Annotated in this window: 10 protein-coding genes; 7 read left to right on the forward strand and 3 right to left on the reverse strand. The window is 65.6% G+C overall.

Annotated features, from left to right (window positions below):
- Positions 1-88: 88 nt before the first annotated feature.
- A complete protein-coding gene (locus JQ617_RS35130; protein ID WP_063690184.1) occupies positions 89-874 on the reverse strand; it encodes an alpha/beta hydrolase in 786 nt (261 codons plus the stop codon).
- A 257-nt stretch (positions 875-1,131) separates the two neighbouring features.
- Here JQ617_RS35130 and JQ617_RS35135 point away from each other — a divergent pair, with 257 nt between their 5' ends.
- The 6 genes from JQ617_RS35135 to JQ617_RS35160 all read left to right on the forward strand — a co-directional run bounded on the left by JQ617_RS35135 (position 1,132) and on the right by JQ617_RS35160 (position 8,463).
- On the forward strand, positions 1,132-1,491 hold the full coding sequence (locus JQ617_RS35135) for a hypothetical protein (protein ID WP_212030372.1): 360 nt from the start codon (positions 1,132-1,134) through the stop codon (positions 1,489-1,491).
- Between the two features lie 110 nt (positions 1,492-1,601).
- Positions 1,602-2,141, forward strand: coding sequence for a hypothetical protein (locus JQ617_RS35140; RefSeq protein WP_212030373.1), 540 nt, complete (start codon positions 1,602-1,604; stop codon positions 2,139-2,141).
- Positions 2,142-2,161: 20 nt separating this feature from the next.
- Entirely contained in the window at positions 2,162-3,334 is a 1,173-nt protein-coding gene (locus tag JQ617_RS35145) for an efflux RND transporter periplasmic adaptor subunit (RefSeq protein ID WP_212030374.1), read from the forward strand.
- Positions 3,331-6,471 (forward strand): efflux RND transporter permease subunit, encoded by a 3,141-nt coding sequence (locus JQ617_RS35150; RefSeq protein WP_212030375.1) that lies wholly within the window; start codon positions 3,331-3,333, stop codon positions 6,469-6,471. Before JQ617_RS35145 ends, JQ617_RS35150 begins: the two co-directional genes overlap by 4 nt.
- Positions 6,458-6,874 carry a thioesterase family protein gene (locus JQ617_RS35155; RefSeq protein WP_212030376.1) on the forward strand — a complete coding sequence of 139 codons (417 nt, stop codon included), beginning with the start codon at positions 6,458-6,460 and terminating at the stop codon, positions 6,872-6,874. The genes JQ617_RS35150 and JQ617_RS35155 overlap by 14 nt, the downstream gene beginning before the upstream one ends.
- 95 nt (positions 6,875-6,969) lie before the next feature.
- The gene (locus tag JQ617_RS35160; RefSeq protein ID WP_212030377.1) at positions 6,970-8,463 is read left to right on the forward strand and encodes a sensor histidine kinase; all 1,494 of its coding nucleotides are present in this window, start codon (positions 6,970-6,972) and stop codon (positions 8,461-8,463) included.
- A 17-nt stretch (positions 8,464-8,480) separates the two neighbouring features.
- Here the strand turns inward: JQ617_RS35160 and JQ617_RS35165 are convergent, their stop codons facing one another.
- Positions 8,481-10,778: an FdhF/YdeP family oxidoreductase gene (locus JQ617_RS35165; RefSeq protein WP_212030378.1), complete on the reverse strand. Its 2,298-nt coding sequence runs from the start codon at positions 10,776-10,778 to the stop codon at positions 8,481-8,483.
- A 248-nt stretch (positions 10,779-11,026) separates the two neighbouring features.
- Here JQ617_RS35165 and JQ617_RS35170 point away from each other — a divergent pair, with 248 nt between their 5' ends.
- Positions 11,027-12,274 (forward strand): oxalate decarboxylase family bicupin, encoded by a 1,248-nt coding sequence (locus JQ617_RS35170; protein ID WP_212030379.1) that lies wholly within the window; start codon positions 11,027-11,029, stop codon positions 12,272-12,274.
- A gap of 92 nt (positions 12,275-12,366) precedes the next feature.
- Here JQ617_RS35170 and cydB read toward each other — a convergent pair whose 3' ends face one another.
- Positions 12,367-13,353, reverse strand: coding sequence for a cytochrome d ubiquinol oxidase subunit II (cydB, locus tag JQ617_RS35175; RefSeq protein WP_212030380.1), 987 nt, complete (start codon positions 13,351-13,353; stop codon positions 12,367-12,369).
- Position 13,354: the final 1 nt, after the last annotated feature.

Here is a 13,354-nt window from a genome sequence, read left to right on the forward strand (position 1 = left end):
CGGGGTGGGCAGTCAGGCCGGCGGGAGTGCTGTCTCTCCCGCCGACCGTCCTTCTGCCGGTCGTGCGTCAGGACCGGCAGAAGGGATTTCAGCGCGTGGCCGGCTGCTGGATGCTGCGGGCAGCACGGGTGATCACGGCCGCCACTTCCTTCGGATGCGACTCGTAGACGGAGTGGCTGGCGCCCGGGATTACGGTCGTCTGGCTCTTGGCACGCTCGTAGTACCAGCGTTCGAGATCGGGATTGATGATCTGGTCGCTGCCGGCAACGACGCCCCAGCTCGGCTTGGTCTTCCACGCCGCCGCGGTGAGCGGCGTGCTGAACACCTGCGTCGCGGCCAGGACCTGGGAGCGCGCAACGAACTCGGCCCGCTCGCGCGGCAGATCGGGCGCGAACAGTTTCGGGAATTGCACGGGATCGAGATAGGTGAACTTGTCGGGCGTGACCTTGATGACGCCTTCGGTCTTGCCGAGCACGCTCGGCGTCTTCTTGCCCAGTGCCGATTCATCCTCGCCGACGTCGGGGGCGTGTGCGGCGACATAGACGAGACCGACGACGTTCGGGTGGACGCCGGCTTCGGTGATGATCGAGCCGCCATAGCTGTGACCGACGAGGAGCGTCGGGCCGTCCTGGAGATCGAGGATCCGCTTCGCCGCCGTGACGTCGTCGGCAAACGAGGTCTCGGGCTCCTGCACCATCGTCACGCGGAAGCCTTCCTTGGTCAGGATCTCGTAGACGGGCTTCCAGCCCGACGCATCGACCCAGGCGCCGTGCACGAGGACGATGTTCTTCAGGGGTTCGGCGCGCGCCGGGGTGACGGTCGCGAACAGGGAAAGAGCGGCAGCGAAGGCGAGGCCAGCGTTGAGGGGTTTCATGTCGGGATCACTCCGGGTTGGAATGACGCGACACTAGGTTCGACGCCTCGTTGCGTATTTCGGCAAACAACGGCCATTGCCACTTCGCACGCCGGCGGGTGCCGGCCTGCAAATTCCACTCCAGCTCGCGCTCGCTTTGTCTGATGGCACGCCTCCGTGCGCATGCCGGGCAGCCGGCGTTCGTAAGCGAAAGACGGCTCGTGTTGGTCCTGTCATGTCGCAACAGACATTCAATCACCGACAGGAGAGGATCGACAATGACATCGAATTCACTCATCCGGATTGCCGCGGCCACTATAATCCTCGTGAGTGCGGCATCCCCGGTTGATGCGGCGTCCTGCAAGGCTTCGATCTGGCGTGTCCAGGCACAGCTGGACGCTGCGATCGAAAAGAATGCCGGCGCACATGGCTGGGGCACCGAAAGCCTCGCCGCACTTCGCAATCATCAACCCACGCCGCGATCGCTGGCGCGGGCGGAAGGCGCGAGCGGTGCGCAGTTTGTGCTGGCGCTCGATGCTCTCGATCGCGCGCGCGCCGCGAACCGTTCCAGCGACATCGCCGGATGCCGCCGGGAGCTGTCCGAGGCCACAACGCTGCTTCAGAAGCATCCGCAATGAGGGGATGCCGTTCCGATCGTGCGGCCAGACAGCGGGACGTGCGTTCAGGGAATACCGCCTCGCCGGGCGCTCCCTATCGTCCCGCGCAAATGAAGACTCCGGAGCGAGCCATGCGAGTACAGCTCTCATCGAACAAATCTGGATCCCGCCGGTTCGCATCGGTGCATCTGCGCGCGGCATTCGCGGCCGGCCTGATGTGCCTGGTACCGGCCGTGGCATATGCGCAAATGGCGCTACCGACGACCCAGCTTCCCGCGCAGGCCCCCGTGGGCATGACCGCGACTTCGCCGCTCAACCTCGGCTCGACGCGACCTGAAGGCATTCCGCTGGGCTCAACCGAGATCGCAACGCCCGGCGTATCCCCGATCAATCCCATGCAAGACATGACCAACTGCCCCACATCGGGGAATGCCGGATCATCGGGCGCCCTGTTCGACGGCGGCGGCCTCTCCGGAAGCTCGTCATCCGGCTGCCCTAACGGCACGACGACGTCCTCGGCCCTGCTTCCCCAGACATCGACCGTGGGACGCGTCGGAATTCCGCTCGGATCCACCGAAATCGGCGGCGCAGGCATCAGCCCGTCCGTGCCGGTGCCCGGTCCCATGTCCCTGAGCGGCACGACGCCCATCGACGGCTCCGGCAATCCCTGAGATCAACAAGGACCCTCACCGTGAAGCGGAACCTCACCATTGCATGCGCGGCGCTCGCCGCAATCCTGATCGGCGGAAGTCTCTGGTTCTTCGGCACCGACCGCAAGCCGGTCGTCGCGGCCGCGCCGGTGCCGGTCGTCGTGCCTGTGGTCGCCGCCACCGTCACCGGCAAGGACGTCCCGATCTATCTGCGCGGCATCGGCACGGTGATCGCCTACAACACCGACGTCGTGCGCAGCCAGATCCAGGGCCAGATCGTCAAGATCGCCTTCACCGAAGGACAGACCGTCAAGACCGGAGACCTGCTCGCCCAGATCGATCCGCGGCCTTACGAAGCACAGATCGAGCAGCTGACCGCCAATCGCGACCGCGACCAGGCGCAGCTCGCGAATGCCGAGGCCAATCTTGCGCGCTACAATCAGCTTGGCGACAAGGGTTATGCGACCCCGCAACTGATCGAGACGCAGACGGCGCAGGTGGCGCAGCTCAAGGCCGCCGTGAAGGCGGACCAGGCCCAGATCGACGAGGCCAACGTCCAGCTCAGCTACACGCGCCTGACATCGGCGATCCCCGGCATCACCGGCGTACGCCAGATCGACGTCGGCAACGTGATCCATCCGACCGACCCCAACGGTCTCGTCGTCGTCACCCAGATCGAGCCGATCTCGATGCTGTTCACCCTGCCGCAGACCGACCTGCCGGTGATCCAGGAGCACGCCGCAAAGGGCGAGCTGAAGGTCATCGCCTACAGCCAGGACAACAAGGTGAAGCTCGACGAGGGCACGCTGCTACTGGTCAACAACGAGATCGCGGGCACGACCGGCACCGTCCAGCTCAAGGCGGTGTTCCCGAACCATGAGCATCGGCTGTGGCCGGGCCAGCTGGTGAACGCGCGCCTGCTACTCCAGATTCAGAAGGGCGCGCTCACCGTCGCCGGCTCGGCCGTGCAGCAGGGACCGAACGGCAGCTATGTCTATGTCGTGACCGATGGCCAGACGGCGGCCTTGCGTCCCGTGCACGTCGCGCAGATCAGCGACGGCCAGGCCCTGATCGACCAGGGGCTGAAATCCGGCGAGGTCGTCGTGGTGGACGGCCAGTACCGTCTGACGGAAGGAAGCCGTGTCCGCGAGCTGCATGGCAAGGCCGCACAGGAAGCGGATCTGCAGAGCGCCGTGCAGGATGCGATCCCGTGAACCTCTCCGCTCCCTTCATCCTGCGGCCGATCGCAACCGCGCTGCTGATGGCCGGCCTGTTGCTGTGCGGTCTTGCGGCCTATCCGCTGCTGCCGGTCGGCGCGCTGCCGAACGTCAACTACCCGACGATCCAGATCTCGGCGCAATTGCCCGGCGCCGATCCCGGCACCATCGCCTCGTCGCTCGCCACGCCGCTCGAGCAGCAGCTCAGCCAGATTCCAGGCGTCACGCAGCTCACTTCGTCGAGCGCGCTCGGCGTCGCCCAGCTCACGGTGCAGTTCGAGCTATCGCGCACGGTGGACAGCGCAGCGGTGGACGTGCTGGCCGCGATCAATGCCGCGAGCCCGTTCCTGCCGCCGAACATCCCCTACCCGCCGACGATCAGGAAGGTGAATCCGGCGGAGACGCCGATCATGCTGATCGCGCTGACGTCGGACTCGCTGCCGCTGACCACGGTGGATGCCTATGCCGAGAACATCCTGCTGCCGAAGATCTCGCAGGTGCCCGGGGTCGGCCTCGTCGGCATCGGCGGCCAGCAGAAACCGGCGATCCGTGTCCGCGTCAATCCGCAGGCGCTCGCCGCCCGCGGCATCGGCCTCGAGGACGTCCGCAACGTCATCGCCGGCGCCAATGTCGACCTGCCCAAGGGCACGCTCAACAGTCCGCGCGTCACCTACACGCTGAACACCAACGACCAGCTGCTCAAGCCCTCCGCCTATGACGACCTCATCATCGCCTATCGCAACGGCTCGCCGGTGCGGATACGCGACGTCGGCATGGCGATCGAGGGACCCGAGAACGACCTCCTGGCCGGCTGGTACGGCAAGGATCCCGCCATCATCCTGGCGGTCCAGCGCGTTCCCGGCGCCAACGTGATCGAGACCGTCGACCGCATCAAGACGCTGCTGCCTCAGCTCCAGGCCTCGGTTCCTCCGGCGATCAAGGTGACGATCGCCGCCGATCGCACCGCCACCATCCGCGCCGCGGTCTCCGACGTTCAATTCACGCTGATGCTGACGGTCGCCCTGGTGGTGATGGTCATCTTCCTGTTCCTGCGGAATTTCTGGGCCACCATCATTCCGGCGATCACGGTTCCGCTGGCGCTGGTCGGCACGTTCGCGGTGCTCTACGTGCTCGGCTACAGCCTGGACAACCTCTCGCTGATGGCGCTGTCGATTGCGGTCGGGTTCGTGGTCGACGATGCCGTCGTCGTGATCGAGAACATCGTGCGCCATCTCGAGCAGGGCATGACGCCCATGGAGGCTGCGCTCAAGGGCTCCAGTGAAATCGGCTTCACCATCGTCTCCATCACGTTGTCGCTGATCGCGGTGTTCATCCCGCTGTTCCTGATGGGCGGCTATGTCGGCAAGCTGTTCCAGGAATTCGCCGTCACGATCACCGCCTCGCTGCTGCTGTCGCTGATCATCTCGCTCACGCTGACGCCGATGATGTGCGCGCGGCTGCTGAAGGACGATTCGCACAAGAAGCACGGCCGGCTCTATCTCGTCTTCGAACGCGGCTTCGATGGCCTGCTGGCGGTCTATGCAAAGGGCCTTCACGTCGTGCTGCGCCATCGCTTCGTGACGCTGCTCGTGATGCTCTCGACCGTGGCGCTGACCGGCTATCTCTATGTGATCATTCCCAAGGGCTTCTTCCCGCAGCAGGACACCGGACAGATCGTCGGCATCACCGAGGCCGCGCAGGACATCTCCTTCCCCGCCATGTCCGAGCGCCAGCAGGCCATCGTCGACATCCTCTCGAAGGACCCCGCGGTGCAGTCGGTGGCGAGCTATATCGGCCCCGGCGGCCCGACCGCGACGCTCAACCAGGGACGCATCTTCATCGTCCTGAAGCCGAAGCCCGAGCGCAAGGCCAGCGCCGATCAGGTGATCGAGCGGCTGGGGCCCCGGCTCGCCCATATCCAGGGCATCAGGCTCTACATGCAGGCCGCGCAGGACATCACGATCGGCGCACGCCTGTCGAAGACGCAGTATCAGTACACGCTGACCGATGCCGATTCCAACGAGCTCACGCATTGGTCGGCGATCTTCCTGGAGAAGCTCCGCGCGCTCGACCTCATCACCGACGTCGCCAGCGACCAGGCCAATGCCGGCCCGCGGCTGGAGGTCACGGTCAACCGCGAGGTCGCCTCAAGCTTCGGCATCCTGCCGACGACGATCGACAACGCCCTCGACGACGCGTTCGGCCAGCGCATCGTCTCGACCATGTTCACCTCGCTGAACCAGTACCATGTCGTGATGGAGGTCGACCCGCGTTTCCAGTACGGGCCCGAGGCACTCAAGGACATCTACCTGAACTCGTCTACCGGCCAGCAGGTCCCTCTCAGCACGCTGGTCCACGCCGTCATCAAGCCTGCGCCCATCCTGATCAACCACCAGAGCCTGTTTCCCTCGGTCACGATCTCGTTCAACCTGCGTCCCGGCGTTGCGCTCGGCAATGCGGTCGAGGCGATCCAGAAGATCGAGAAGGACACCGGCAAGCCCGCCTCGCTCACGGCCTCGTTCCAGGGCAATGCGCAGGCGTTCCAATCCTCCCTGCGCGGCACACCGCTACTGATCGGGGCGGCGCTGATCGTGATCTACATCATCCTCGGCGTGCTCTATGAGAGCCTGATCCACCCCATCACCATCCTGTCGACGCTGCCCTCGGCCGGCATCGGCGCGCTGCTGCTGCTGCTGGCGGTCCACATGGATCTCAGCGTGATCGCGATCATCGGCATCATCCTGCTGATCGGCATCGTCAAGAAGAACGGCATCATGCTGGTCGACTTCGCCCTTGAGGTGGAGCGCCAGCACGGGCTCAGCCCGGAAGAGGCGATCTACCAGGCCTGCACGCTGCGCTTCCGCCCGATCCTGATGACGACGATGGCCGCGCTGCTCGGCGGCGTGCCGCTGATGATCGGCTCCGGCACCGGCGCCGAGCTGCGCCAGCCGCTCGGCTATACGATCGTCGGCGGCCTGATGCTGTCGCAGGTCCTGACGCTCTACACCACGCCCGTCGTCTATCTCTATCTCGACCGGCTCGGCAACTGGCTCACCGGACGCAAGCCGGGGGCCAAGACATCCACCCCACCCACGACCGAGGCAGAGACGGGACTGAGCCATGAATCGACTTGAGCAGGTGACCGCCGGCATGACGGCGGAGAAGCTGGTCACCGTCACACCGGAGATGACGGTCGGCCATGCCGTGCCGGGCATGCCCGAAGTCTACGGCACGCCGACGATGATCCTGCACATGGAGATGGCCGCGGGATCGGCGGTCCAACCGTTCCTGCCGAAAGGCCATGTCAGCGTCGGGATGATGGTCAATATCCGCCATCTGGCGGCAACCCCGGTCGGCCGCACGGTGCGGGCGATCGCCCGGGTCGTCGCAGTCGAGGCCCGGAGCATCCTGTTCGAGGTCGAGGCCTGGGACGGCGACCGCAAGATCGGCGACGGCACCCATCGGCGCGGCGTGGTCGATGTCGCCGAGTTCGAGCGGCGGTTCGGCGTGACGAGGCCCGTGGCCGAGATGGCCTAAAGTCGTACGCGGCTTGACCGTACCTTCGTGCGTTTTGGCAAGACCCCTGCGAAAACGCAAAAGACCGCCTTTCGGCGGCGCGGTAGACCTTCCGCATGACAGTCGAACGCCTGGATGGCTCCAACCCAGTACAGCCCCGGCGATGGTGGCACCGCGTGCGGCCGATCCAGACGATTAGGGATCGCATTCTGCTGTGGGCCTGGGGCAGCCTGGTTTTGACCCTGCTGTCCTTTGCCTGCTCCCTGCTCGGGGACAATTTCACGACAATCGCCTTCGCCGCCTTCCTGGCCTCTTCGCTGACGCTCGTCGGCGCGATCATGGATATCACGGCCCTGAAGAGGGCCCACGTCGAGCTGGAGCGGAGCGAGCAGCGTTACCGCCATCTGTTCACCCGCATGCCGATCGCGCTCCGGCAGCTCGACGCCAGCAGGCTCCTCGTGCTTTTTCGAAAATTGAAAGCCGAGGGCGTCAAGGACCTCGGCCCCTATTTAGACAGCCATCCCGAATTCCTTCGGACCTGCATGGACGCGCTCGCGTTCCAGGAGGCCAATGAGCGGGCCATCCAGATGTTCGGAGGCGAAGCCGGCGAGCATGTCGAACGTTCCATGGCCAAGGCCTGGAAGGAGCGGCCCGATACGTTCCGGCGGGCGATGGAGTCCCGTTATCGCGGCGAGACGAACTTCGAGGAAGAGACCAGGATGGTCACCTGGGACGGCCGCGTCGTCGACGTGCTGTTCACGACCGCCCGCGTCGGCCCCATCAACGATCTCGAGGTCAGCCTGGTCGGCACCATCGACATCTCGCAGCGGATTCGCGCCCAGCAGGAGCTGCAGCGGGTTCAGGCCGAGTTCGCGCATGCCGCACGCGTCTCGATGCTCGGCGAGCTCACCGCCTCGATCGCGCACGAGGTCAACCAGCCCCTCGCCGCCATCGCCACCAACGGCGCCGCCGGGCTGCGCTGGCTGAACAGGCCGGTGCCCGACATCGGCGAGATCCGCAAGACCATCGAAAACATCGTCGTCGATACCCAACGCGCCGCCAGGATCGTGGCGCGTGTTCGCGGCATGGCCTCGCGGCAGGTCCCCGAGCATGCATCCCTATGTTTTGACGAGATCGTTCGTGAAGCGCTCCTGTTCCTGCGGCACGAGCTCGAATCCCGCGGCGTGGCGATCCTGCATCGGCCTTGCCCGGCTACGCCACAAGTGGTCGGCGACCGCACCCAGCTGCAGCAGATCATCGTCAATCTCGCCATCAACGCCGCGCAGGCGATGACGCAGGCGGCGCACGACGACCGCAGGATCGTCATCAGCACGGTCACGCAGGACGCATCCACGCTGTGCTGCTCCGTCGAGGACAACGGCCCCGGCATCGCCGCCGAACATGCCGGCCGGCTGTTTGAAAGCTTCTTCACGACCAAGGAGAGCGGCATGGGCATGGGTCTCCCCATCTGCCGCTCGATCGTCGAGGCACATGGAGGCCGGATCGGCGCCGAGTGCAGCGCCGCGCATGGCGGCGCCCGCTTCTGGTTCACCTTGCCGAAGTCCGTGGCGGCGGAATCGCCGCGGCCGGATCTCGGTGTCGAGGCCTGACCGCTCCCTCTGTGCGGCTACGCCAATGGCTCCGGGCCGGCCGAACGCACCAGGCGGATCGGCACGCCCTTGTATGAGGGCGTGAAGCTGAGGGGATCGCGGGCATAGAGCGGCACCAGCGGATTGGTCTCCGGATAGTATGCCGCACAGCAGCCGGTCGGGAAGGAATAGGCCACCACGCGAAAATTGCGCACGATCCGCTCGGCGCCGTCGGTCGAGGCGGTGACGAGGTCAACGCGATCGCCGTCGGCAAGTCCCCGCCGCTTCAGCTCGTAGTCGTTGAGGAACACCACATCGCGCTGGCCGAACACGCCGCGGTAGCGGTCGGACATCGAGTAGAGCGTGGTGTTGTACTGGTCGTGACTGCGGATGGTGGTGAGCCACAGGAAATCGTCATCGCTCTGCGGCGGGTCCTCGCCGCAGCCCGGGAAGACCAGGAAGTTGGCCTTGCCCGACGGCGTCGCCCAGATGCGTTCGCGCGCCGTCGAGGTGAGATGGAAGCCGCCGGGAACGCGGATGCGGGCATTGTAGCCCTGGAAGATCGGGAAGACGGCCTCGATGGCGTCGCGGATGCGGTCGTAATCGGCAACGAAGCCGTTCCAGTCGACCACCGTGCGCGCGCCCAGCGTCGCCTTGGCGACGCCGGCAATGATCGCGACCTCGCTGAGCAGATGCTCCGATGCCGGTTTGTTGCGGCCGCCGGAGGCATGCACCATCGACATCGAGTCCTCCACCGTGACCGACTGCGGCCCCGAGGCCTGCACGTCGATCTCGGTGCGGCCGAGACACGGCAGGATCAGCGCGGCGCGGCCGTGGATCAGGTGGCTGCGGTTGAGCTTGGTCGAGACGTGGACGGTCAGATCGAGCTTGGCGAGGGCCGCCTGCGTCGCCTGCCAGTCCGGAATGGCGGCGGCGAAATTGCCGCCCATCGCGAAGAAGGCCTTCACCTCGCCGCGGATCATGGCTTCGAGCGCGGTCACCACGTTGTGCCCGGGCGCGGACGGAGGCTTGAAGCCGAAGTGCTGCTCGAGGCGCTCGAGGAAGTCCGCCTTGGGAACTTCCGTGATCCCGACGGTGCGATCGCCCTGCACGTTGGAATGACCGCGAACCGGGCAGACGCCGGCGCCTTCGCGCCCGACATTGCCCCGCAACAGCGCGAGGTTGGCGATCTGCTGCACGTTATTCGCGCCGCGCCAATGCTGCGTGATACCCATGCCGTAGACCAGGATGGCGCGCTCGGCCTTCATATAGGCACCGGCGGCATATTCCATGTCCTCGCGCGTCAGGCCTGACTGGCGTTCGATGTCGGGCCATTGCGTGCGCTTGAGATCGTCGATCAGCGCCTCGATGCCGGCCGTGTGTCCGCGGATGAAGTCCCAGTCCAGGATCTCCGGCTGCTCGGCGGCACGGGCGGCCTCGTCGGTCTCCACCAGGATCTTCATGATTCCCTTGAGGACGGCGACGTCGCCACCGACCCGCACCTGGAAGAGTTTCGAGCTGATCGTCGTCGACGACAGCGTGATCATCTCGACCGGGCTCTGCGGCGCCTGGAAACGCTCGAGCGCGCGCTCGCGGAACGGGTTGAAGGAGATGATGGAAGCGCCGCGGCGCGCCGCATTGCGCAGGCTGGTCATCATGCGCGGGCTGTTGGTGCCCGGGTTCTGGCCGAAGATGAAGATGCAATCGGCCTTGTCGAAATCCTCCAGCAGCACGGTGCCCTTGCCGACCCCGAGCGACTGCGGCAGGCCGACGCTGGTCGCCTCGTGGCACATGTTCGAGCAGTCGGGGAAATTGTTGGTGCCGTATTCGCGCACGAACAGCTGGTACAGGAACGCCGCCTCGTTCGACGTGCGTCCGGACGTGTAGAACTCCGCCATATCGGGGTTCGGCAACGCCGCAAGCTCGCGCCCGATCATGTCGAACGCTTCGCTCCATTGCACCGGGAGATAGCGGTCGGATGCGGCATCATAGGCCATCGGGTGCGTGAGCCGCCCGACCATTTCGAGATCGTAGTCGCTCCAGCCCGCAAGCTCGGTGACGGTATGCTGGGCGAAGAATTCAGGCGTGCAGCGCTTCGACGTCGCCTCCCAGGCGATCGCCTTGCCGCCGTTCTCGCAGAACTCGAACGAGGAGGTGTGCTTCGGATCGGGCCAGGCGCAGCCGGGGCAATCGAAGCCCTCCGGCTGGTTCATCCGGCGCAGCGTCGCCGCGCCCTTCAGCGGCACGCGCTGCACCAGCAGCGCCTCGCTAAGCGCCTTGAGCGCACCCCAGCCGCCGGCCGGCTCACGGTAGGGACGAACCGATTTCGTGGTCATTTCAATGTCTCTCGATCCTGCAATTCGCCGGCCAGCTTGGGATCGCGCAGGCAGGGCCGTCTTCTCAAAACGAAACGCAATTTCTCAAATGCACCGGTTCGCTCTCCCCTGCCCTGCCCTAGCAGCCAGTGCATTCCGGCAAAAAGAGCGCTGTTCCCGGAAGCTGAAACCCCAGCCGGAAACTAGGTTTGGAGGTTGGAGCCCCATTGCAATGGAGGGCTTTCGACCATTTTCAGGAGCGACCCAAGATGTTTTCAAGACGTGATCTGCTGGCCATGTCCGCGGCAGGGGCCGCCATGGTCGGCTCCAGTGCGCAAGCCGCAACCTTCGGCAATCCGGACGAGCCGCCGCAGGGCGCCGTGAATGCCAAAAGCCCGAGCAGCCTGAGCGATCCCGGTCCGCAGAATCCGGCGCTGGCCAAGCAATTCCCCTCCGCGCAAACGCCGCCGGCCACCGATGTCGGCGGGCTGCCGATGGATTGGGCCTCGTTCAACAACGCCCCCCGACGCATCCAGGACGGCGGCTGGGCGCGCCAGGTCACCGTCGAGGACTTCGCGATCTCGAAGGAAATCTCCGGCGTCAACATGCGCCTGTCCGCGGGCGGCATCCGCGAGCTGCATTGGCACCAGGCCGCCGAATGGGCGATCATGACCTACGGCTCCTGCCGCATCACCGTGTTCGACACGCAGGGACGCCCCTATGTCGGCGACCTCAAGGCCGGCGACCTCTGGTATTTTCCGGCGGGCGCGCCGCACTCGCTGCAGGGCCTCGGTCCCGACGGCTGCGAATTCGTGATCTGCTTCGACGACGGCCACGCCAACGAGTTCAACACGCTGCTGGTGACGGACTGGCTCGCCCATACGCCGCCCGAGGTGCTGGCGAAGAACTTCGGTGTGCCGGTCGACGCCTTCGCCAAGATCCCGCTGCACAATCGCTGGATCTTCCAGGGCACCGTGCCCGGCGATCTCGCCGCCGACCGCGCCGCAGTGGCAAAGCATGCAGAGGCACCGCCCTATCCGTTCATCCATTCGCTCGGCAGTTCGGCCCCGGTCAAGGAGAGCGCCGCCGGCAGCATCCGCGTTGCCGACAGCAGCAACTTCAAGGTCGCCACCACCGTCGCGGCGGCCCTGGTGACGATGCCGCCGGGCGCGGTGCGCGAGATGCACTGGCATCCGAACGCCGACGAGTGGCAGTACTACATCAAGGGCAAGGCACGGATGACGGTGTTCGACACCGGCCCCAACGCACTGACGACGGATTTCTCGGCCGGCGACATCGGCTATGTCCGCCGCAATCTCGGCCATTATGTCGAGAATACCGGCGACACCGAGCTGCAGTTCATCGGCGTGTTCCGTGCGCCGCACTACGAGGAGGTCTCGCTCTCCAACTGGCTGACGCATACCCCGCCGAAGCTGGTCGCCCAGCACTTCAACATCGACGAGAAGGTGATCGCGCAATGGCCGGACAACGGTCCCGGGCTCATGCCGAAATCCTGAACCCAAGCACTCTGAACGAAAAAGGCGCCGGAAACGGCGCCTTTTCTCTTGCTTGTCTGCAGGGCCGCGGCCCAGCTTGAGCCGTGCGGCCGTTAGTAGTGATCGGCCGCCGGCTCCGCCTTGCCGCGGAAGACACGATAGCCGACCGCGACATAGAGCAGCATCAGGGGGAACACGAACAGGCCGGCGCCCCAGAACATGAATGCGAGGCTCGCATGCGGCGCCGCGGCCTGGTCGATCGTGACGACGAACGGGATCATGTAGGGCCAGAACGACAGGGCGAGCGTGCAGAACGCCGCCGCGAAGATCAGCGACACCATGTGGAACGGCCAGTAATCGTCGTGCTGCAGGATGCTCGTGGCGAGCCTTGCCGCCGCACCCGCGCCGATGAGGGGAAACACGAGCAGATAGGGCCGCTCGGTCCATCGGCGCAGGATCGGCAGATGCTCGATCAAGGCATGCGTGAAGACGACGACGAGGAAGGCCAGCACGGCGATCGCAAGAAACGGGATCTGCCGCCGCGTGGCGTGGCGGACAGGGTCTTGGCACTTCCTCACGAGCCAGCAGGCGCCGAGCAGCGCGTAGCCGAAGCACAGGCCGATCCCGCACAGGACCGAAAATGTCGTCAGCCAGCCGAAGGTGCCTCCGACATACTCGCCGTTCGAAAACTGAAGTCCCTCGACCAGCGCGCCGACCATGACGCCCTGCATGAAGCTCGCGGCAAACGATCCCGCGGAGAAGCTGGCGTCCCAGATCCAGCGCGAGCGCGACGCCTTGCCGCGAAACTCGAACGCGACGCCGCGCAGGATCAGCCCGAGAAGCATCACCACGACCGGAATGTAGAGCGCGGACAGCAGCATGGAATAGACCACGGGAAACGCGCCCCACATGATCACGCCGGTGACGATCAGCCAGGTCTCGTTGCCGTCCCAGACCGGAGCGATCGTGCGCAGCATCGCCTGCCGCCTCGCCTCGCTGCCGGCAAGGCCGAACAGCATGCCGACGCCGAGGTCGAACCCGTCCAGAAGGAGATAGATCAGGATGCTGATGGCAAGCAGAGCAACCCAGTACGTCACCATG

The organism is Bradyrhizobium sp. KB893862 SZCCT0404 (genome assembly GCF_018130885.1).
GTDB lineage: Bacteria > Pseudomonadota > Alphaproteobacteria > Rhizobiales > Xanthobacteraceae > Bradyrhizobium > Bradyrhizobium stylosanthis.

What these genes read in the sequence shown, in the direction of transcription:
- JQ617_RS35130 (WP_063690184.1), bottom strand. Translation starts at nt 874, where the DNA reads ATGAAACCCCTCAACGCTGGCCTCGCCTTCGCTGCCGCTCTTTCCCTG.
- JQ617_RS35135 (WP_212030372.1), top strand. Translation starts at nt 1,132, where the DNA reads ATGACATCGAATTCACTCATCCGGATTGCCGCGGCCACTATAATCCTC.
- JQ617_RS35140 (WP_212030373.1), top strand. Translation starts at nt 1,602, where the DNA reads ATGCGAGTACAGCTCTCATCGAACAAATCTGGATCCCGCCGGTTCGCA.
- JQ617_RS35155 (WP_212030376.1), top strand. Translation starts at nt 6,458, where the DNA reads ATGAATCGACTTGAGCAGGTGACCGCCGGCATGACGGCGGAGAAGCTG.
- JQ617_RS35160 (WP_212030377.1), top strand. Translation starts at nt 6,970, where the DNA reads ATGACAGTCGAACGCCTGGATGGCTCCAACCCAGTACAGCCCCGGCGA.
- JQ617_RS35165 (WP_212030378.1), bottom strand. Translation starts at nt 10,778, where the DNA reads ATGACCACGAAATCGGTTCGTCCCTACCGTGAGCCGGCCGGCGGCTGG.
- JQ617_RS35170 (WP_212030379.1), top strand. Translation starts at nt 11,027, where the DNA reads ATGTTTTCAAGACGTGATCTGCTGGCCATGTCCGCGGCAGGGGCCGCC.
- cydB (WP_212030380.1), bottom strand. Translation starts at nt 13,353, where the DNA reads ATGGTGACGTACTGGGTTGCTCTGCTTGCCATCAGCATCCTGATCTAT.